The following is a 21,430-nucleotide window of genomic DNA, read 5'->3' as shown; positions in this document are numbered from 1 at the left end:
GTGTAGGTGAACCGAGGAGTTTGCCGAGAATGCCGGCCTTGGTGGGCGGTTGGATGTTTCTTTACCCGATGGGTGATGAAGGACCGGGCATCGATTTTCCTCGCCGTGTTGCCCCCGGATGGGCCTCCCCTCTAGTCCTTGGTGGAAGCGGGAATATCTAACGACTACGGCCCGTATGGCAATTCCGGCCCTCCCGGTATCCGGCGACGGGGAAGACTCGCGGTTATAGATTCGAGAATTCCGTTCTGGCGATTATTTCGTCCTGGATGGATTTACCTAGATCGGTGAAGTAAGCGCAGTAACCGGAGACCCTCACCACCAGGTCGGGATATTTTTCGGGGTGAGCCTGGGCGTCCTTCAGGGTCGCCGTGTCCACCACGTTGAACTGCACGTGCCTCCCTCCCAGGACGAAATACCCGTCGATGAGGAAGGAAAGCTTTTCCACGCCTTCATCGGATTCCAGAAGAGTCGGGGAAAGCCTAAGGTTCAGGGCCGTTCCGTCGCTCAAGGGGGCGCATGTCGAGAGCGCGGCGGAGCGAAGAACGGCCGTGGGACCGTTGTACTCCGTGGCGTTGGCCGGCGATATTCCGTTGGATACCGGTTCTCCCGCAAGTCTTCCGTCGGGAGTCGCGCCTAAGAAGAGGCCATCGACCACATGGACTCCATAGGAGAATATACCGGGACGGTAAAAACCTCCCCTACCGCAGGCGTTCTTCCTCACCTCGTCACAGAACAACCGGGACACCCAGGCGGCAAGCTCGTCGACTCGGTCGTCGTCGTTTCCGTACTTGGGGGCCATGCGCAACAGCTTCTGTCTCAGCGCTTCCCTTCCCCGGAAGTTATTGCGCAGTGCCTGGATAAGCTCCTCCATGGTTACAATTTTCTCCTCGAATACGGCCCACCGAATGGCAGCAAGGGAGTTGGCCACCGTACCCAGGCCCCTGCCGGTGATGGATCCGTAGTTATAACGTGCCCCTCCTCTGGTCATGTCTTTGCCACTTTCCAGGCAACCCTCGAGCGTTGAGGAGATAAGAGGGCTGGGAAAGGATTCGGCGTAGGATTGATCCTTTAATTCAATTGCCCGTACCAGCTTCTTTACATTAAAGGACAGCTGTTCGGCAAACGCTCTTTTCACGTCCTCGAAGCTCGTAAACTTTCGTGGATCAGGCGTTTTAGCTCCAACCCGGCGGCCGGAAAAAAGCATGCGACCCTCGTTCAAGGCCATCTCCAGCACGCCGGCCAGGGAAATGTCGTTTCCCGCGGTGCAGGCGAAGCTGTTCCCGGTGGAGGTCGGTTCCACGCATCCCACGATGGAGTAATCCCTGGCGTCTTCGAGCGAATAACCGTCCTCCACGAGTTCCTTCACGATCACCTCGTCGTTGAAGAAGGCGTGGCCGGAGGTATATCGGTGGGATTCGCAGGCTTTCTTCAGGAATTCCCGGGGAGTTTTGGAGGATATTCTTATGCAGAGGTTGTTCGCCAAGGCCCTCAAGTTCTCATGGGCTTCCAGGAAGAGGTGCGAAACCTCGTTGGTGGCGTCGTTTCCTTGACGGTCCAAGCCCCCGATGGTCACCGTGTTGGATCCGACTCCCATTTCGCTTGCGGTATCCTTCCCGATCTCCACCAGCATGATGAGAAAGGTGCCCAGCTTAACGTAGTATTCCTCGATGGCTTCAAGAGCGCTCTCTCGAGTTATCCGACCGGCATCCAGGTCCTGCTGGTAATACGGGTACAAGTATTGATCGACTCGGCCTGGGGATAGTATCTCGGCCATGCCGTAGCTGATGCACAAAACCACCTGGGTCATCCAAAGGGATTGTAGGGCTTCCATGAAGTTCCGGGGAGGTTTTGCGGGTACCTGCCTGCATCGCTCAGCGATCTGCCTAAGTTCCTCCCCTCGCTTGCCGTTTGTCGCCGCGGCCATCCTCTCGGCGAGATCCGCGTAGCGAAGGGCATAATCGCAAACGGCCCGGGCGGCCACTTGGGTTGCTTCCAGGAAATCCCTTCGATGCTCGTAGTCGTCGGTTCCCGGTTGCAGTTTTTCCAGCTCCCGGGCTGCCAAGTCCGCTATTCCCTCGAAGCCCATCTCCAGTACCCTTTTATGGCCCGGAACCAGGTGTCCCTGCACGTCGAAGACGGTCAGGGCGAGGTTGGGCCTGATCCCCGCCAATTCCCTGAGCTTGCGGGGAACCTTCGGAAGGTTCCTAATGCCGCCTCCCATCGTCAGGGAAGCGATCTTGGCCGCATTTCCGAGACCCATAGCCCTGACGATACGGTATAGGGAGACGGGGCCCAGGAGCGGGGTTTCATATAGGCCTTCCCTTTTCCAGAGCTCTATTTTCTTGGCCCGAGCCGTCTTGTCTTTCCAATAGGGAAGTATTTCTTCCTCCAGTTCCCTGCGCTCCTCGTCCGTTATGTGAAACCTGCGTCTCTCCCTAGAGAGCAGTTGATCCAGCTCCATCTCGAGTACGCTGTTGAATTCGCCTCGCTCCACCGGTATGACGCCGGCTAATCGCTTGTAGGTTTTCACCCCCACGAGCAGTTCGTCTTCATCTATCCTTATCCTCATGTTCTGCAAGGTCTCCCGCAGGGCACAGGCCGCGCGCATGCAGGGTGGCGCATCCTCCATCCTTTTCCATACCCTCGTGTAGTACCGCGCGCGCTCGATGTCGATTTCATAAGGGCTGGAAAGCAGCCGTTCCTTCAGCTTTAATGCCCTTTGCGATGGAACCCCCCTCGTTTGCAGCAGGGTCATCATGAATACCCCCTATTCTCGGATTTGTTCGTAGCGCTAATGAGAAGGTCTTACCCGCTTTTCCTGAGCATTTTTACTGCAAAAACAAGAGTTCCTCTCCAACCACCGGCCGAACAAGCGTACATTCGTTTTCAAATCTCAAGCTGCCGCCTGGTTGCCATTCTCCCCGTCAGGTATATTTTAATGGGCAACGCCCTGCCGAGCAATCCAGAACGGCGCTAGGGGGTCAAAATTGGGGGCGCATCTTCCATCTTCGGATCCCGATGTCTTTTCTCCGTTTCAGCATTCCAACGGAAGATTAAAGATGTGACCCCAAAATGGAATTTCCCCGAAAGGAAGCACGGCGACTCCCGCGACTTTCTCGGCTGAGGCCCTAAGGTTCACCTTGGTTTCTTAACCAAAAAATGTATAAAAGGCGTCGGCGGAAAGAAGTTTGACGTTTGCCTTTTCTTGTCGGCAAGAATGACGATCCTTCCGCGCGGCGATGAGAAGTCCTCGAGTCAAAGGAGGGTGAGATGGTCAAGATCACGGAAGCGGACATGCAGGAGAAGGTTACCCCTTTCCTGCAGCCCGGTGAGCAGGTGGTGACCATGGGATGGGCGTAGGGGAAGGGGGTAAAATACTACTATGTGGCTTTCACTGATTGCCGGCTCTTCCTGGTAATACTTTCCATGATGAATAAAGTCAAGGGGGAGGAGTCCATCCCCCTCACGGAGCTGGAGGCGGCCTCCGTGCACAGCGGGTTCAAGTACGCGCCCGTGGACATGCAGCTTCTCTCCAGGCTCTCGGAGACCTCCCTGTACATAAGGACCAGGGACGGGAAGAAGCGGGCCCTCCGCTTCCCGGCCATGGCGGGCCTCAAGAACAAGGAGGTCCCGGTACAGGTCGTGGAGACCCTGAAGCTCCCCGGATAAAGCCATCCCGGTGGCCGGGGTCCGGTCCCTTCCGACCGGACGAGGGTTTGCGGAGCGCGGGCTTGAGGCGCTCCCGGGAGACGGGAGGTCAGGCCGGATCGGGGAGGGACGGTCTCCTGTTCCGGGGCCCCGGCTTTCCGATCGACGGCGCGCAGGGTCCGGCGGGGAGGACGTTGCTCCTGGAGGCCTGCCTCCGGCCGTCTTGAGATGAGGAAGCAAAGGCGCGGGTCCCTTCGACCCGCGCCTGAACATCCGGGGTTTCAGGGCTCAGATTCCCAGTGCCTTGCGCTTTTCCTCTATGTGGGAGAGCATGCCCTCGGCGGCCTCCACGGGGTCCTTCTCCAGGTGCAGCTGCCCGCCGGTGAGTTCGCGGCACCCCGAGGTGAGAAGCTCCACCAGCTTCGGCCCCCCGGTCACCGTGGGCACCGGGTTCACGTAGGTGTAGAGACCCAGGGCCAGGGCGAAGACGGCGTCGATGGTGGCCTTCTGCTCCATGTACTCGGGGGCAGCGGCCACCACCGGGAGGTCGGGGATGGGCACCCCGCCCAGGGCGGAGGAGACGGCGGCCAGGAGGTCCGCCAGCCGACCGGTATCCGTGCAGGTCCCGTAGCTCAGCACCGGCGGCACGCCCAGCTTCTCGCACAGGGACCTGAGGCCGGGGCCGGCCAGCTCCGCGGCCTGGGGCAGGCAGAGGCCGGCCACCTGCATGGCCGCGTTGCCGCAGCCCATGGAGAGGATGAGGATATCGCGCTTGATGAGTTCCCTGGCCACGGCCACGCTGTGCACGTCCTGCCCGGTGTCCCGCAGGGTGGTGCAGGAGACCAGCCCGGCCACCCCCCGGATAGTCCCCGCCTTGAGGGCTTCGAGGAGAGGGTCCAGGGAACCGCCCAGGGCTTCCAGGATGCTCTCCGTGGAAAAACCTACCACCGCCTCGCCCACCGGCTGGCCGGTGAGGGGCTCCACCGCCCCGCGCCGCACCCTGAAGTTCTCGATGGCCATCTCCAGGAGCTGCGCCGCCTGTTCCTCGGCCCGCTCCGGGTCGTAGTCCAGACGGTCGTTCACCCCCTCGAAGGCCACTAGGTCGCTCACCGGGACCAGCCTGAAGCGGTAGCGCTCGGCGTAGATGGGGTCGATAGGCATAGAGCAGTTCATGTCCGCGGCGAAGAGGTCCACGCAGCCCGAGGAGAGCACCGCCTCCTGCATGATCCAGTTGCCGGTGAAGCCGTGGAAGGCCTCGTCCATGGTCCAGCGCTGGATCATCTCCTGGCCGGTCTCGATGCTGGCGATGACCCGCAGGCCCTTGGCGCCGGCGGCGCGGGCCTTCTCCTGCCACTCCGGCTTGCGGGCCAGCTGGACCATGGCGAACCCCAGGAAGGGCTCGTGACCGTTGGGAAGCACGTTGACGTAATCGGGATCGAGCACCCCCAGGTTCACGCGCATGGGATGGGGACGGGGGATGCCGAAGAGCACGTCCTGGCAGTACTCGTTGACCACCTGGCTCTGGTAGGCCATGGCGATGCCCATGCGCATGGCCTTGAGGGCCAAGCTGGCGTAGTAACCGTCCACGTTGGTCAGGCAGGAGCTGGTCACCCGCATCATCTCCCCGTAGATGCCGCCGGGGAAGATGTCCAGTTTCTTCCATATCTCCTTGCGCTCCGGGGTGGCCAGGGCCTCCACGATCAGGCTGGGCTGGTCCGCCTTGCGGTTGAAGTCCGCCTCGCAGAAGTCACAGAGGCGCAGGGACACCTCTACGTCGCTGCCGGAGACGTCCAATCCCAGGCGGGAAGCAAAGTCGCGCAGCTTGGCGGGCTCGGTAATGGAGAAGGGGGTCTTGCCCTGTGCCGTGGCCCGCAGGGTCTTCATGGTCTGCTCGGTGTGATAATGATAGGTGGAAGCCCCCATGACGTTGCGCAGGGCCATCATGCGCATGGCCATCCCGTCGGCGGTGATCCCGCACACCCCCCGCTTATCCTTCTCGGCGTCGGCACGGCAGGGGCCGTTGGAACACAGGTCACAGCGCACGCCGCCCATGCAGAAGGGGCACCTCTTGTCCGGGTCGCTTCCGAGGCCCTGGGCCTCGTAGCGGTCCCAGATGTTGGTGATCCCGTCCTCCTTCAGGCGCCGGTAGGCGCGCCTTACCGACTCGTGGTAGGAAATGCGTCCCTCTTCCATGTCCTTACCTCCTTGCCTTCCCTCGATGTATGTCGATTATGTTTCCCCGCCAGGGAGCCGGATAAACGGGAGAACGCCTTCTTTCTTTGCGGCGGGAACGCGCGGCAGTCCATCCCCGCGGGAAAGAGGGGCGAGTCCTTACGACGGCGACGCCAGCCTTCCCTCCGGTGGCAGGCTTGGACCCAGCGGATGGCGGTCCCGGCTTTACCCTTATCGGCTGACGCTGCGGCCGCACCGGACGTTCGTCATGCCGCGAGCACCGGAAGGGCATGGGCGGTGGAGTTCCAGCGTTGCTCCTCCTGTGCCACGGAGGCGTGCCAGGAAGGTCACATGCGCGCCGTGATTACCCTGCGGCGGACGTCCAGCGCCCCACGTAACCGTTCCGCTCCAGGCTTACAGTATCCTCGTCTCCTCCCGCGGCCGCGGGACCTTCACCACCAGGATACGGAGGTCCCCCTCCCCGTCGTTCACCCAGCGGTGGGGGATGCGGGCCGGGCTTTCCACCAGGGTATCCCTTCCTACTCGCTTCCTTTCCTCGCCGATCTCCACCGTCCCCTCGCCTTCCAGGACGTAGAAGAAGACGTCCACGGGGGTGACGTGCCGCTTCAGGCTCTCCCCCGGCCGGAGCAGGATGTGTACCGCCTGGGCGTGGTCGGTGTCGTAGATCCTCGAAGCGTGCACGCCGTGGGGGTTGGGTATGGCCTCCGCTTCCATCGCGTTCACCACTTTCATCAGGGCACCTCCTTTGAAAGGGGTTCGCGATTAATATATGTGTATAGTAGATGTATGTCAATGACATATATCCAAATTGGTCACCGGCACAACCGGTCCCGGGGCGGATGAAGCGAACGGCGGATCTAGGGAACCGCCTTCCCAGGGTTGCGCGGAATTTGCAATATATGTCCGTGACATATTATAGTTGGGGCGGTGAAGTGGAAGGCCTTTTCAGGACCGGGGAGGGACCTTGGCCGGAAGCAAGCTGAAACAGGTCGACATCCTCGCGGACATAAACGCATATATACGGGAGGGACCCGGGAAGAGGTTCATCGAACCGCGCATCCTTTTCCTGCTCAACCGTGGACCGGCGCACGGTTACCAGCTGATGCGGAAGATGGATGAGGTGCCCCTGCCCGGACCCCTGCCCGACGTGGGCGCCGTCTACCGCAGGCTGAGGCGCATGGAGGAGGAGGGCCTGGTCACCTCGCGCTGGACGAGCGCGGAGAGGGGACCCCAGAGGAAGGTTTACCGCCTTACGCCGAAGGGAAGGAAAAGGCTCGCCCTCTGGGTGGAGGCCATCCGGGCCAGGGTCACCCTCCTGCAGCGCTTCCTGGAACTTTGCGACGAAGGGGTGTGATCCTAGATTCCGGTTCCGCCAGGGGGAGGCGGCGTTCCAGGCGGATATCCCGGCCCCTCCAGGGAGCCAGGTAGGGGATGACCTCCACCCCGGAGGAGGTGGCACGGTGGAGGGCGGCGGCAAAGACAGGATCGGTCTCCGCATTGGCGGCGAAGGTCCGGGCCCCGGGATGCTTGACCACGAAGACGGCGCAGGCGCGGTAGCCTTCCCGCGTAGCCCGCATGAGCTCTTCAAGGTGGCGGGTTCCCCTCGCCGTAGGGGCATCAGGGAAGAGGGCCACCCCATTCACGGCCAGGGTGCAGCCCTTGACCTCAACCAGGCAGGGACGGCCGCCCCCTTCCAGGAGGAAGTCGAGGACGCTCTCGCCGTAGCGATACTCGGGCGTGAGGCGGGATATGCTTTTAAATTCTTCCAATCGTTTCTCGCGCACGGCTTCGGCGAAGAGGAGGTTAGGGAGCCAGGAGTCGATATTCACCCATCCTTGCGGGCTTTCCACGCCGATGAGGTCCCAGGAGGTGCTCCTTCCTCGTCCTGAGGCGGGCCGCAGGCGCACCCGTACGCCCGGAAGGAGGAGCTCTCTCAACCGTCCCGGGTCGGGCACGTGGACTTCCGCCCTCTCTCCCTCCACTTCTACCACGGCCAGGAAGCGATTGGGCCTCTCCAGGAACCGACCTTCCTTCCATTTTCCGACGTCCATGGACCCAAGGATATACGAATCGGATTCCGGGTGCCATGACGGGAACACGAAGGCACGTCGCTCGGGGAGTATCACCGGCGTTGACTTCCAGGAAACGGAAGGTCCGAGACGGGTCCTCGTCCGCCCCTTTCGTGTCTTTTCGCGGGCCTTGCCGGACCGGCTCCTGCGCTGCGGGGGACCGTTGGCGGGAGGAGGAAGAAACAGGAAGCCGAGGCTCGAAGCCGCACGCACCCTGCCGTTTCCGGACCTTCGGCCCCGTCGGGGCGCCTAGGTAGGCGGCTCTCACGTCCCGCCACCGTTTCCGGTTCGCGTCTATCGAGGGCAGGCACATCACAGATAGGGGATGAAAACCCGGAAAACGGAACCTCCCCCCGGACGTGGTTCGTGCCAGATCCGCCCGCCGTGGGCCTCGGCGATGCGGCGGGCCAGGTAGAGCCCCAGGCCCAGGCCCTCCGAATGGTAGAGCGCCTTTTCCTCCTGGTAGAAGCGCTCGAAGATGCGCTCCCGGTTCTCCTCCCGGACCCCCTTGCCCCGGTCCAAAACGGAGACCAGGACTCCTCCGGGGTCGGCTTTTACCTCTACCTCCACCTCCACCTCCGTATCCGGGGGTGAGAACTTCACCGCGTTTTCCAAGAGGATAACCAGGAGCTCATGGATACGCAGGGGGTCCAGGGAGCAGGTTCCCATAACTCCCTTCACAGCCAGGCGAAAGTTCCTTTCCGGGAAACGTTTCTCCATTTCGGAGATAGTCCCGCGAGCCAGCCCTACAAGGTCCTGCCTGCTGCGCCGAATGGTGAACCGATTCCTCTCCAGGAGTGAAGCGTGAACCAGGCCGTCAGCGATCTCCGCCAATCGATCCGCGGCCGAAATTATAGCCTCAGTGACCTCCGCGCGGGTGGCCTCCTCCATCTGCCCTCCCTGCTCCCTGAGCAGCTGGGAATAGCCACTGAGCAGGGCGGTGGGGTGCCGTAGTTCGTGGGAGGCGATGTCCACGAACTCGCGCAGGCTTTCCTGGTATTCCCAGCGGTCCTCCTCGATGGCCAGGGCCCTGCCCAGCATGATCAGGATGTCGATGTCCGCGGCGGTGAAATCCCGCTCCTCGGTGAAGAAGAAACACAGGCATCCAACGGGCTTGCCCTTGATGTGCACGGGAAAGGCCAGGATCTCACGGGGCCGGATAGAGACGGCGTCGGGATCCTTTTCCAGAAGGGAGAGGTCCAGGTCCTTGGTAGATACCGGTGTGTTCAACCCGGCTTGCATGAGCCTGTAACACAGATAATTCTCCGGGTTCTCCCGCACCAGGAGGCCATCCTCGGGACGCTCCGAGGTGAAGGCCTCGAACCGCCCCCCCTGTATCCTACCGTAACGTGCCAGCCTGGCCTCCAGTATTTCCCGTCCGGCGAGGACGATGTTGGAGATATTGTTCATGTAATCATGGCCCAGGCTTAGGAGAGTCCGGTTAAGCGTTTCGAGATTGGTCCTTATCCGCTTGCTGTCGGTAATATCACGGGTGATACCGATGAAACCGGAGGGCTTACCGCTCGCGTCGTGCAGGAGGGAGGCACTTATCTCCACCCAGCGACGCGCCCCGTCCTTCCTCAACATTATGTATTCTTCCCGGCGCACTTGCTCCCCTTCGGTGGGGGCGCGCATGGACTCCACCGCCCGTGCATGATCCTCGATGGAAATGAACTCCAGGACGTTACGACCCAGTACCTCCTCGGGATCCCGGTAGCCGAGCATTTCGACGACGGCGCGGTTGACCATGTTTATCTTCCCTTCGAGGTCGGTTACCACGATGGCGTCTGGGGAGGTCTCCACCAACGACCGGTAACGTTCCTCGCTCTCCCGCAGCTTCGTCTCCGCCTCCCGGCGCTCGGTTATGTCCCGGGCGTTGACCACGATGCCCCGCACCGCGGGGTCTTCCATGAGGTTGCAAGCCACCGCCTCCTGCCACCGGTAGGTGCCGTCCTTATGCCGCCAGCGGTATTCCGCTCTTTCCGTCACCCCGCCGTTTTTCAGCTGGTGGGTGAAACGGTCCACCAGCGAGGGCACGTCCTCGGGGTGGATGAAATCCAGGCTGCTCCTCCCGGCGACTTCCTCGGGCGTGTACCCCGAGACCCTCTTCACCGAGGGGCTTAGGTAGCGTATCTTCAGGTCCTCGTCCAGGACGGCGATGAGGTCGTAGGTGTTCTCCGTCAGGGCCCGGAAATACCTTTCGCTGCGTTCCAGCCCTTTCAGGGCCTCCTCTAGCTCATGCGTCCTTTCCCTCACCTCTTCCTTCAGGCGGCGTCGGTGGGACTCCAGTTCCTCCTCCAAGCGCCGCTGCTCGGTTACGTCGTGGGCGATGTTCATGATCTCGAGAACCTCGCCCCGCTCGTCCGTCAACGGGACCCCTATCACGTGGGCGATGATGACGGATCCGTCCCTGCGGAAGAATCTCAGGTCCTCCCGGGTCGCGGAATGGCCGGCGAAGAGCTGCCCCATGGCCGCTGTCACCCGCGGGTAGTCGTCGGGGTGCAGGACCCCCAGCTCGAGGACGTTGCGTCCCAGCAGTTCCTCCTCCGAATACCCGAGGAGGTCGGTGACCACCTGGTTCATGTCGGTGAGGATGAGGTTCCGGTCGTAGGAGAAGACGGCGAACCGGGCATTGTCGTGAAGGACGCGGTAACGCTCGCTGAGCTGGCGCAGGGATTCCTCCGTCCGTTGCTGTTCGGTCACGTCGCGGGTCACTGCCAGGTAGTATTTTTCTTCCCGGTGGGTAAAGGAGGTGAGGGAGACCTCGGCGGTGAAGGGGGTCCCATCCTTCCTATAGGAGGGAAAGCGGTGTCTCCTTCCCAGCAACCCGTCCTCGGTGCTGGAGGCCATGTCCCGGAAGGCCTGGCGGAATACCTCGCGTCGATCCTCGGGTACCATCAGCCCGGCCATGTCCGCGCCGCAGGCCTCCCGCGCCCGGCACCCCCACAGTTCCTCGGCGGCTTGGTTGAGGTAGACGATGCGCGCCTCGCGGTCCACGCAGACCACGGCTTCCGGCATCGCCTCCAGGATCTCCAGGGCCACTTCCCGGGCCGGGAAGGCGGTCTCCTTCTCCCCGCCCCGGAAGTGTTCTCCGGCCTCCGTCGGATCCTGTTGTGTGGGCCCGGAATCTCCGGAGGGATCATTCCTCCCGCCGTTACAGGCGCCGCCCTTTCCTCCGCCCAACTTAACCTCCCGGCCGCACGGCCCTTCCACTTTGAATATACCCGAATTCCGTCTATAAGATTCCCGTATTTTCCCCGTGGCTTAACGGAGTGCATGACACCTTGGCGTTTCCCTTCGGGATGGGGATCGAGCCCGCCATGGAGGAGCGATTTTCGTGCCCGTATCCTTTTGAGATCATGGAGTGCGGAAGGGGCGGATGGGGGTGGGAGCTTTTCAACTATGATCTCAGGCATGCTTTCCCCTTTATCATCCTGTTCCGGAATGGGAGGCGTGGAGGGGGCCGGATACGGTAAGGTTGCCCGTTGTAAAATAGGGGCATGTCGCGGCTGACCCTTGTCTCCTGGAACGTGAACGGGCTGCGCGCCGCCCACGCCAAGGGCTTCCTGGGCTGGTTCCTGGGCGCGCGGCCGGACGTGCTCTGCCTCCAGGAGACCCGGGCCCACGAGGACCAGCTGCCGCGCGAGCTGCGCGAGGTGGAGGGCTACCGCGCCTGGTTCTCCGCCCCCCGCAGGCGGGGATACAGCGGGGTGGCCATCTATTCCCGCCCGGAATCCGTAGCGGTTCGCGGTGGCATGGGTATACCCCGGTTCGACGAGGAGGGCCGGATGCTTTCGGCCGATTACGGGGATTTCCTTCTCTTCAACGTGTACTTCCCCAATGGGAAGCAGTCGCGGGAGAGGTTGGCCTACAAGCTGGATTTCTACGAGGCTTTCCTGGAGCACGTGGAGGCGCTGCGGGCGAAGGGCAGGGGTATCGTCATCGGCGGCGACTTCAACACCGCCCACAAGGAAATCGACCTGGCCCGGCCGAAGGAGAACAGCAAGGTCTCCGGGTTCCTCCCCGAAGAGCGGGCCTGGATGGACCGCCTGGTGGAGCGTGGATACCTGGACACCTTCCGCCTCTTCAACTCGGAACCCGGCCATTACACCTGGTGGGACCAGAAGACCGGGGCCCGGGAGCGGAACGTGGGATGGCGCATCGATTATTTCTTCGTCAGCTCCGACCTGGAGGGCAGCGTGAAGGAGGCCTTCATCCTCCCCGATGTGGAGGGCTCGGACCACTGCCCCGTGGGGCTGGTGCTGGAATTGTGAGGGGAACGGGAAGGAGGGACCTTGTTCGAGGACATCGAGGACGTGACCATCAACTACGAGGAGGACGGGGTACAGGTGGTCCAGGAGCTGGACAAGGAGATCATCTCCAGCGGCACCTGGGCCACCGTCCTTTTCCGCTACCGCCAGTGGGAGAGGTCGAGGGAGGGATACGGCCCCGACCGCTTCACCCTGCGACGGTACCGGAGGATGGGAGGAGAATACCGCCAGCAGGCCAAGTTCAACATCTCCAGCGTGGAGCAGGCCCGAAAGATCGTGGAGGTGCTGAGCCGATGGATCGCCGAGGCGAAGGAAGCCGGTCCAGGGATGGAGGAGGAAGAGGAGGAACCCTGACAGGTACTACCATCACCTTCATACCGATGACTCGTAGGCCACTGCGCCTGCTTCAGCTGCCGGTCTCCACCTTCCTCATCCACTCCAGGATCTCGGGATACACCTCCTCTTGGACCCTTTTCCCCATCACCAGGTCGGTATGTCCGTATTCCGGGTAGCACCGGTAATCCCTGAGGGAGCTGGATACCGCCTCGTAACCCTGCAGGCGCAGGTTGTCCGCTCCCGCGAAGTCCCGGCTCCCGGTGATGAAGAACAGCGGGGCGGTGATGCGCTCCATCCCTGCGGTGTAGTTCCAGGTTCCGTCGTAGGACCTGAAGTCCGGGTCCAGACCCAGGCGCAATATCTGGATGGTCATGCGGGCGGTTACCTTGTCCGAAGCCCACCGGAGCAGGCTGTATCCCACGTCTGGGTCCACGTTCTTCACGTTATACAGTGCACGGGCGACGGGTCCCCGCACGGCCAGCAGCTTCCCCAGTCGGGGGGTCTTAATGCACACGGCCCCCAGGCGGCCGAAGTCGATGCACGGAGAGGAGCGGTCCATCCGCTCCAGGTAGGCGATGAGGGCCCTGGTGTTGGCGCGGAAGGCGGGCAGACGGGAGAGAAAGGTTATCCAGTCGCCGCCGCCCTGGTGGAGTCCCGGAGGGCTGCCGATGGCAATTCCTCCCAACAGGGAACGGTTGCGCTCCGCGGCCAGGTCCGGGTCGGCGCAGAGGGCCTCGTCGGGGCCCGCCTCCATGGTCACTCCCTGCAGGTACATATAGAGCACCATACCGCCCATGCTGTGCCCTATCCAGAAGGGCCTTTTCCCGGTGGCCTCTGCCACTCCCCGGACAAGGGCCTCGGCGTCGAAGGCCGCCAGGTGGTCCACGGAATGACTCCAGTGCGGCGCCTCGCTCCGGTAGGGGTCCCGGCCGCAACCCCGGAAGCTGGACACCCACACGTCGTATCCGTTTTCGGCCAGGAACACGGCCAGGTTCTGGCGGCGGTGGGGAAGGTCGAACTCCAGCCCGTTTCCCGTGAACCCGTGGGCCAGGATGACCGGCTGCCCTCCCTCTTTCACGTACCTCTTTAAGCGCAGGACGGCTCCGTCACGAGTGTGCAACGTTTCCTGGCGGGTTTCTAGGCTCGCCGCGTAGTCGGTTTCCTCCTCCGGCAGTGGCATCCCGGCGAAGGAGCGCATAGCAGCCGCCCCCGCGGCGCACCCCAAAAACAGCAGTCCACCTTTCACCACCCTGCCTTTTTTCATGGCGCGATTCCCCCTTCCCTCGAATCGAGGCCCGATTCATCAGGGTCGCACCCGCACTTCCGTGAGACGAAGCAATGCGGTTCACGGGACGACCCCACTCCCACGACCGGTGGGCCCTACCGCCAGTTCCAGTCCTGAATATCTTACACCACCCGACCGCGGTCCGCCCGAATGAGATTCCGTGAGGGCAACACCCGGAATTCTTCAGACAAAGAGACAACGTTTATATGGTAAAGTGTTAGGGCGAGGAGCCTGGGCTGCGCACGGCCATTGGTTATGAGCGGTTTCCCGCCGATTCCGCTGTGGCCGTGAGGCGGGGGAAGAGACCGGGGCAGCCTTCAAGGGGATGGGTTGCAACATGAGGGGCCGGCGATGAAAGATTTCCCGCGCAGCTGCGCAACGGTGGAGGAGAGGAGGGTGACTGCGGAGTGAAGGTGTAATTTTATGCCAATAATGGTAATGGTCGGAAACAGACAGTTCGTGACGGAATCTTGCCCCGGTGGAAGAGAATAACGTGACTGTGGGGTGGATATGAAGGGCGTGGACTACGACGTGGTGGTGGTCGGGGGAGGGCCGGCCGGGGCGGCGGCCGCCCGGGCGGCGGTGGAGGGCGGACTGCGCACCCTTCTGGTGGAAAGAAAGAAAATTCCGCGGCCCAAGCCATGTTCCGGTTATATCTTTACCGAGGCCCGGGAGTTCCTGGCCCGCCATTACGGCGAGATCCCCGAGGAGGTCCGAGCCTGGCCGCTGCATATCCGGTCGGAGCGCCTTCATTACGCGAAGGGACGCTGGGTGGACGTACAGGTCCCGGGACTCAACGTGTGGCGAGACAGGTTCGACGCCTGGCTGTGCCGGGAGTCCGGGGCGGAGGTCTGGGACGGCACGACCCTTTCGGATTTTGCGGAGTGGAGCGATCGGGTGGAGCTCCTCCTGGAAAGGAATGGCAAGACGGTAAGGCTCAGGACGGCAGTGCTCATTGCCGCCGACGGAGGAATGTCGCGCGTGGCCAGGAAGCTGGACCCCGAGTTTCCCGCCGGCGTTCCGGAGATCGTCACCCGGCACGAGTATCACGCCTGCCGGGTGGACCTAGATCCAGACGTGTTCCACGTGTTCCTGAATGCCGACTACGGGGTCTACCCGGCGGTCTATGCCAAGGACGACCTGGTGGTGGTGGATACCTCGGTGCGGCGCGGCCGGAAGCTGCGCCCCGCGCGCCAGGCCTTCCATGCCATGCTGCGGGAGGAGTTCGGCTTCGGCGGAGGGAGGCCGGCCATGGAGATGGGGTGCCGGGTCATCTTCCCCGCGGCGCGCAACCGCTTCTGCCTGGGGACCGGCCGGGTACTGGTGGCGGGGGAGGCGGCCGGGTTCATGAACGCCCTGGGGGAGGGCATATCCTCCGCCCTGGCCACCGGCTACCTGGCGGGCGAGGCGGCCCGCGGCGACGGGAGGGGCTCACCGGGCGAGGTCTACCGCGAAAAAGTGAAGCCGGAGCGGGAGAGGACGGCCCGGGAATGGTCCCTCCTCTCCCTGCTGGCGGGGAAGGGGCGGCCGGAATTCCGGGAAGCGCTTTCCGGCCTCTCTCCGCTGGAGGTGGTGCGCTTGCTTCGCGCCGTCCTGGCCTGGCAGAGGCGGGGCGGCGTGGCTCCCGGGCTCCAGAGGGAATTCCTGGAAGTGGCCGTCCGGCGCCTCCTCAACGGCAGCTACCACTTCCGCTCCTGAAGCCGGGAGCCTTCTCGTCCCCTTGCCGAGGGTCCCCCACGAGGTTCCCTCCTCATTCCCTCAACGGGGTCGATTCCCGAGCATTATCCGGGAAGGAGGTAGGTTCCCCTTTGTCCGGTCGCGGGGAAGGTGTGGGGCGTGGCGGGCGCACTATCCGCGGCGTTACCCCGTCTTCGGGCGGCGGGACTGCGGAAAACCCTCGTTATCGACCTGCATCGGCTAGCCAAGTCCAGGTGGAACGTGGTGGCCGGTTTTACATCCGCATCCTTTTTGCGCACCTTGACAATAACCGCGTTTTAAAATAATTTACCAAACGTTAAGTAAATATCTCCATGGGGCATGGGGATGGAACGTTCGCCTTGGGCGCGGCGGAGTTCCTGCTCCTGGAAGAGGCGGTCAGGCCGGATTTTCGGCCGGGGAACCGCGCAAGAGAGGAGAGAGACAGGAGCGCCTTGTTTCCACCCGCTGGAACCGGGAGCAGAAAGCGGGCACGGAGCTGCATCCTGTGAAAGAGAGGGTAGAACAGCCGGCGAGCACCGAGGAGGGGACGTGGATAAATCGCTCTTCTTCGACGAGGAAAATGCTCGAGATCATCGCCACCAGCCTGGGGCTGTACGCCTGAGGGAGGGGGCGATGTGGCGGGCCGGGCGGACGGGGGAAGGGGGAGGCACGGTTGAGGGGTGACTTGAGGAAAGGGATTCTCGGGACGGGCTCGAGGTGACGGGTGACCGAGCGGTCCGAGCCCGAGGAGATGGTGAGACGACCCAAGATCGTTAAAGCGGAGGGCATGGAGAGATGAACAAGACGCGGTGGGAGGAGATCATGGCCGTGGCGGCCCGCCTCTTCCGGGAGAAGGGATACCGGGCCACCACCATGGACGACATCGCCGCCGAGCTCAACGTCACCAAGCCGGCTCTCTACTACTACATAGACAACAAGCACGACCTGCTCTACGCCATCTGCGAGTCGGCCACCGAGCGCCTCATGGAGGGGGCCAAGCGGATCATGGAGGAGCCGGGCACGGTGGAGGAGAAACTGCGCCGCCTCCTCCGCTGGCACGTGAGCATGTTCTCCGCCCACGGGGACGTCTTCGCCGTGTACCTGGCCGAGGAAGGAGAGCTTCCCCCGGAGAAGAAGTGCTTCATCCGCGGGTTGAGCCGGGAGTACGAGTCCTACTACCGGGAGCTCCTCGAACAGGGCATCCGGGAGGGGAAGTTCCGGGAGGTGGACGTGCCCATGGCCGTGCGGGCCATATCCGGGATGTGCAACTGGCTCTCCGTGTGGTTCCACCCGGACGGCAAGTACAACGCCGACGAGATAGCGGAGATATTCTTCGACCTCATCCTGCGCGGCTGCGAACGGAGGGGATGAGGTCCGCAGCGGAGGCGGGGAGTGAGGGAGATAAACGATGAGAGGAAGGAACTCATCAAGCTGGAGAGCAGGGAGGCGGAACAGCCCTTCCCTTGGTCGGCGGGCGTTTACGGGTCCAAGTTCCTCACCGAACTGCGGGACAACAAGCGCTTCGTGGGGGTGCGGTGCCCCCTTTGCGGGAAGGTCTACGTGCCCCCGCGCAGGGTGTGCGGACCAAGCTTCGTGGAGCTCACCGAGCTGGTGACCGTCTCCGACGAGGGGGAGATCGTCACCTTCACCGTGGTGAGCTTCAGTTTCGTAGATCCCTCCACCGGCAAAAAGAAGCCGGTGCCCTACGGGTACGCGGTCATCGAGCTGGACGGGGCGGACACCTACATCCTGCATTACCTGGAGGAGACCGATCCCCGGAGTATAAAAGTGGGGGCCTGGGTCAAGGCGGTCTTCGAGGAGGAGCGCACCGGGAGCATGCTGGACGTGAAGCACTTCACCCTGCTAGAGGGGTGAACCGGGCGGATGACTACTGGGTAACGAGACGGGTGGGTTCGCGGATCAAGAAATGGCGGAAAGGGCAGGAGGAAGAAGATGGAAAGCGAGGCCTTCAGGATCGAGGTGGAAGACGGCGTGGCCCGCTGCACAATGAGCGGCCCCAACATGAACGCCATGGGGGCGGAGATGATCGAGCCCCTCATGGAGGGTCTGCGGCACGTCCTGGACGACCCCGAGGTGAGGGTCATCGTGGTCCGAGGCGACGGGGGCAACTTCTCCACCGGGGCGGACCTCACCATCATGGGGGAGAGGATGGAACCCGAGTACCTCAACCGCAACATGCGCCGCATGGGGGCGCTCATCTACGAGCTTCACGAGGGTCCCAAGCCCTACATCGCCGAGGTGGACGGGTGGGCGGTGGGCGGCGGGTTCGGCCTGGCCATGGCCTCGGACATCACCTACGCCACCGAGAGGGCCCGCTTCTACCTCAGCTTCGTGCGCCTTTCCCTGGTGCCCGATTTCGGTTCCGCCTACTTCCTGGCCCGGCGGGTGGGGCTGGTGAGGGCCAAGGAGATCGCCCTCTCCGCCCGGATCGTGGACGCCGAGGAGGCGCTGCGCATAGGGATGGTGAACCGCGTGATACCCCACGGGGAGATAGGGGACGAGGTGATGAAGCTGGCCCGCAGGCTGGCCGGGAGGCCTCCGGAGGTCCTGGCCCACACCAAGCGCTTCGTGAACGCGGCCTACGGGATGGACCTGCGCGACCAGCTGGACCTGGAGGCCTACGTGCAGTCCCTGCGGGTGATGTCCCCGGAACACCGGGAGGATGTAAGGAAATTCCTGGAAAAGGCGTCCGGGGGCGACGGATCCTGAAGGGGTGGAAAATGCTGAGGATACGCCTGACCGCACTCCTGGGGATCGAGCATCCGGTCATCGGCGGCTGCATGTAATGGAAAGGCGGGCTAACTAAGTAGGTGAATGAAGTGACGGGAACGGCGGAGGCATATGCCGGCAAGGTCAGCGGGAGGTAGGAGGAGATGAAGGACTTCGACGTGGTGGTCATCGGGGCGGGGCTGGGAGGACTTTCCTGCGCCGCCAACCTGGCCAGGGAGGGGAGGAGGGTGCTCGTCCTGGAGAGGCATTACGTGCCGGGCGGCTACGCCACCTCCTTCCTGCGGGGGCGCTTCGAGTTCGAGATCTCCCTGCACGAGCTCTCCGGCCTGGGGGACGAGAAGAACCCCGGCCCCCTGTGGAGGATGTTCAAGGAGCTGGGAATCACGGAAAAGGTGGAGTTCATACCCATTCCCGATTTCTACCGCTGCGTGCTCCCGGGGGGCGTGGACGTGGTGGTCCCCGTCGGCCGGGAGAACTACGTGGAGGCCCTCTGCGGGAGCTTCCCCGACGACACGGACGGGATACGCGAGTTCACGGACATCATGTTCCGCTACGCCTCCGAGGCCCTGCGCGCCAACCGGGTGGGCATGAAGATGGTCATGGAGAACCAGGAAGAATTTTCCACTCTGTTGCGTTACTTCGGCAAGAGCCTGCAGGAGGTCAGGGACCCGCTGATCAAGGACCGGCGGCCCGCACCGTGCTGGACGTCATCTGCGGATATTACTGCAGCCCGCCCTCCCGGATCTCCTTCCTCACCTACGCCCTGGGCACGGTGAGCTACCTGCGCTTCGGCCCCTGGCACGTCAAGGGCAAGTCCCAGGCCCTCTCCCAGGCCTTCATGGACCGTATAGAGGAGATGGGGGGCGAGGTCTGGCTGCGCAACGGGGCGTCTCGCCTCCTGGTGGACAAGGGAAGGGTGAGGGGGGTGGTGGCCCAGGACGGGACGGAGATACTCTGCCCCGTGGTGGTGAGCAACGCCAGCCCCTACGTCACCTGCCTGCAGCTCCTGGGCCGGGAGAACACCCCCGACTGGTACCTGCGCCGGCTGGGAGCCTGGTCCGCCGGGGCCTCCACGGTCAACCTCTACCTGGGCGTGGACCGCCCCTGCCGCGACCTGGGGCTCACCCACCACGAGACCTTCTACAGCGACGGGTTCGACGTGGACGGCAACTGGAGGAGGATGCAGGCGGGGGAGGTAATGGAGCCCTCGGACATCGCCGTCACCGCCTACAACGCCGTGGATGAGGAATTCTCGCCCCCCGGCACCTCCTGCATCGTGTGCACCTGCATCGCCAACGCCGAGCCGTGGCTGAGGCTGCCCCCGGAGCGCTACTTCGAGGCCAAGGAGCGGGTGGCGGAGCGCGTCCTGGAGCTGGCGGAGCGCGTGGCCCCCGGGCTCCGGGAGCACATCGAGGTCGTCGAGGTGGCCACCCCGCTCACCAACATGCGCTATTCCCGCAACCCGGGGGGGAGCATCATCGGCTTCGACGAGAACTTCGCCGGGACGGGCCTCACGCGCATGCCGGCCATGGGCCCCGTGGAGGGGCTTTACTTCGCGGGGGCCTGGGTGAACATCGGGGGCGGGTACGAGCCCTCCCTGTACTCCGGGTACCTCACCGCCCGCCAGGTCCTCAAGGACCTGGAGAAGGGCGGACCGTCGGCGGAGGCGCTGACCAGGCTGCGGGCGGACCTGGAGAAGCAGGTGGAGGGCGTGGAGCTCAGGGAAACCCCCAACATAGTGGTGGAGAGAGCCCTCTCCTCCCTCCACCCCGACCGGGTGAGGCTGCGGGTGGCGGAGGTCATCCAGGAGACGGAGAGCACCAGGACCCTGAGGATGGAGGCCGCGGAAGGGAAGCTTCCCTCCTTCCGCGCTGGCCAGTACGTAAACCTCTTCTGCGAGATAGACGGGGTGCTCACCTCCCGGCCCTATTCCATCTCCTCCCCCCCGGGCAGGGACTACTGGGACCTCACCGTGCGCCGGGTGGAGAACGGCTTCGTCTCCGACTACCTGCTGGACCGGGTGGGGGTGGGGGACACCTTCCTTTCCACCGGTCCCGCGGGGAGCTTCTACCCTGAGCCCCTCACCGACACCCGGGAGCAGGTCTTTCTGGCCGGGGGCTCGGGCATCACCCCCTTCGCCTCCATCATCCGGGAGCGGGCGGAGAGGGGAGGGCCCTTCCGCATTCACCTCCTCTACGGGAGCCGGAACCCCGGGGACGTGATCTTCGGCGAGGAGCTCCGGGAGCTCGCGGAAGGGGAGGACTGGTTCCGGATGGACCTGGTCATCTCCGAGCCCCCGGAGGGCTATGCCGGCCTCTGCGGATTGCTGGACAAGGATACCATTTCCTGCCTGGTGGAGAACCCGCAGGAGAAGACCTTCTTCCTCTGCGGCCCCGCCCCCCTCTACCCCCTATGCACCGAGGCCCTTCTCTCCCTGGGGGTGCCCCGGCGGAGGATCAAGCGCGAGGCCTACGGCCCTCTCCAGGACATCACCACCGAGCCCGGCTGGCCGGGGGCGGACCCCGAGGCCCTCTTCACGGTGACCGAGGAGCGGACGGGAAGGACCTTTTCCGCCCGCTGCGGGGAGCCCCCTCATGTGTTCCCTGGAGAGGGCAGGCCTCACCGTGGAGGCCCTGTGCCGGGCCGGGGAGTGCAGCGTGTGCCGCACCAGGCTCGTGGAGGGGAAGGTCTTCGTCCCCGAGAGGGTGCTCAAGCGCTGGGTGGACGAGAGGGCCGGCTTCATCCACCCCTGCATGTCCTTCCCCCTCTCCGACCTGAGGATAAGGATCTAAGTCCAAGGGGTCCGAACTTGTTTTTAGCTACCCCCGGGGTATGCGGTAATGGACGTGGGGTAGCGAAACAAGTCTGAGGGTCGAGTCTCGACGGGGTGACCGAAGACGACGGAATGCTGTAGGCGTATTGGCTGTGTACCGGTGTTGTGCCGTTGAAAGCACCGGGCTTCATCCTGCAAGGTTTCAATTTTCGGTAAGCCTGCCGAAATTCAGTATCCAATGGGTATAGGGTATTAAATGCAGGGACAGATGGTAAATCGGGGAGAAGAAGGTGCCGGACAGGGAAAGGGACTGATTGAGAGGCCGGCTCCCGAAGTAAAGTGTGTCCGATTGTAAGAGCACGGATAGGTGATCGATTCTGGTCCTTAAACAGGAGACCTTAAAGGA

General features: G+C 63.3%; 16 protein-coding genes. 10 read left to right on the top strand and 6 right to left on the bottom strand.

The genetic code is table 11. The features are described 5' to 3' along the window. Nucleotides 1-223: 223 nt before the first annotated feature. A complete protein-coding gene (locus tag QME84_04125) occupies nucleotides 224-2,755 on the bottom strand; it encodes a pyruvate formate lyase family protein (protein ID MDI6873456.1) in 2,532 nt (843 codons plus the stop codon). A gap of 629 nt (nucleotides 2,756-3,384) precedes the next feature. Here QME84_04125 and QME84_04120 point away from each other — a divergent pair. Further along, on the top strand, nucleotides 3,385-3,669 hold the full coding sequence (locus QME84_04120; protein ID MDI6873455.1) for a hypothetical protein: 285 nt from the start codon (nucleotides 3,385-3,387) through the stop codon (nucleotides 3,667-3,669). Between the two features lie 267 nt (nucleotides 3,670-3,936). Here QME84_04120 and cooS read toward each other — a convergent pair whose 3' ends face one another. Further along, complete coding sequence (gene cooS, locus QME84_04115; GenBank protein MDI6873454.1) at nucleotides 3,937-5,841, bottom strand: anaerobic carbon-monoxide dehydrogenase catalytic subunit; 1,905 nt, start codon at nucleotides 5,839-5,841, stop codon at nucleotides 3,937-3,939. Between the two features lie 393 nt (nucleotides 5,842-6,234). Continuing rightward, nucleotides 6,235-6,573, bottom strand: a complete 339-nt coding sequence (locus QME84_04110; GenBank protein MDI6873453.1) for a cupin domain-containing protein — start codon at nucleotides 6,571-6,573, stop codon at nucleotides 6,235-6,237. 232 nt (nucleotides 6,574-6,805) lie between these two features. Between QME84_04110 and QME84_04105 the strand changes: the two genes are divergently transcribed. Further along, a complete protein-coding gene (locus QME84_04105; protein MDI6873452.1) occupies nucleotides 6,806-7,195 on the top strand; it encodes a PadR family transcriptional regulator in 390 nt (129 codons plus the stop codon). Here the strand turns inward: QME84_04105 and sfsA are convergent. Both sfsA and QME84_04095 read right to left on the bottom strand, forming a co-directional pair. Further along, nucleotides 7,149-7,892, bottom strand: a complete 744-nt coding sequence (gene sfsA / locus QME84_04100) for a DNA/RNA nuclease SfsA (protein MDI6873451.1) — start codon at nucleotides 7,890-7,892, stop codon at nucleotides 7,149-7,151. The two genes, QME84_04105 and sfsA, sit on opposite strands and share 47 nt — an antisense overlap. A 330-nt stretch (nucleotides 7,893-8,222) precedes the next feature. Beyond that, entirely contained in the window at nucleotides 8,223-11,093 is a 2,871-nt protein-coding gene (locus tag QME84_04095) for a PAS domain S-box protein (protein MDI6873450.1), read from the bottom strand. 317 nt (nucleotides 11,094-11,410) lie between these two features. Here QME84_04095 and QME84_04090 point away from each other — a divergent pair, with 317 nt between their 5' ends. Beyond that, a complete protein-coding gene (locus QME84_04090; GenBank protein MDI6873449.1) occupies nucleotides 11,411-12,184 on the top strand; it encodes an exodeoxyribonuclease III in 774 nt (257 codons plus the stop codon). A 21-nt stretch (nucleotides 12,185-12,205) separates the two neighbouring features. After that, a complete protein-coding gene (locus QME84_04085; protein MDI6873448.1) occupies nucleotides 12,206-12,535 on the top strand; it encodes a hypothetical protein in 330 nt (109 codons plus the stop codon). Nucleotides 12,536-12,587: 52 nt separating this feature from the next. On the opposite strand, the gene QME84_04080 is transcribed toward QME84_04085, so the two are convergent. Then, complete coding sequence (locus QME84_04080) at nucleotides 12,588-13,781, bottom strand: alpha/beta fold hydrolase (protein MDI6873447.1); 1,194 nt, start codon at nucleotides 13,779-13,781, stop codon at nucleotides 12,588-12,590. A gap of 531 nt (nucleotides 13,782-14,312) precedes the next feature. On the opposite strand from QME84_04080, the gene QME84_04075 reads away from it, so the two are divergent. From QME84_04075 to QME84_04050, 6 genes are all read left to right on the top strand, one after another. Further along, entirely contained in the window at nucleotides 14,313-15,500 is a 1,188-nt protein-coding gene (locus QME84_04075; protein ID MDI6873446.1) for an FAD-dependent monooxygenase, read from the top strand. Nucleotides 15,501-16,295: 795 nt separating this feature from the next. Next, on the top strand, nucleotides 16,296-16,871 hold the full coding sequence (locus tag QME84_04070) for a TetR/AcrR family transcriptional regulator (GenBank protein MDI6873445.1): 576 nt from the start codon (nucleotides 16,296-16,298) through the stop codon (nucleotides 16,869-16,871). Nucleotides 16,872-16,892: 21 nt separating this feature from the next. Next, a complete protein-coding gene (locus QME84_04065) occupies nucleotides 16,893-17,375 on the top strand; it encodes a Zn-ribbon domain-containing OB-fold protein (protein MDI6873444.1) in 483 nt (160 codons plus the stop codon). A 78-nt stretch (nucleotides 17,376-17,453) separates the two neighbouring features. Then, a complete protein-coding gene (locus tag QME84_04060; protein MDI6873443.1) occupies nucleotides 17,454-18,230 on the top strand; it encodes an enoyl-CoA hydratase-related protein in 777 nt (258 codons plus the stop codon). A 164-nt stretch (nucleotides 18,231-18,394) separates the two neighbouring features. Beyond that, the gene (locus tag QME84_04055) at nucleotides 18,395-19,027 is read left to right on the top strand and encodes an FAD-dependent oxidoreductase (protein MDI6873442.1); all 633 of its coding nucleotides are present in this window, start codon (nucleotides 18,395-18,397) and stop codon (nucleotides 19,025-19,027) included. Beyond that, nucleotides 18,949-21,120 carry an FAD-binding oxidoreductase gene (locus QME84_04050; protein ID MDI6873441.1) on the top strand — a complete coding sequence of 724 codons (2,172 nt, stop codon included), beginning with the start codon at nucleotides 18,949-18,951 and terminating at the stop codon, nucleotides 21,118-21,120. The genes QME84_04055 and QME84_04050 overlap by 79 nt, the downstream gene beginning before the upstream one ends. Nucleotides 21,121-21,430 lie beyond the last annotated feature (310 nt).

Source organism: Actinomycetota bacterium (assembly GCA_030019255.1).
Classification (GTDB): domain Bacteria; phylum Actinomycetota; class Geothermincolia; order Geothermincolales; family RBG-13-55-18; genus Solincola_A.
The sequence above is the reverse complement of the archived record's forward strand: the minus strand, read 5'-3'. Positions and strand labels throughout refer to the sequence as shown.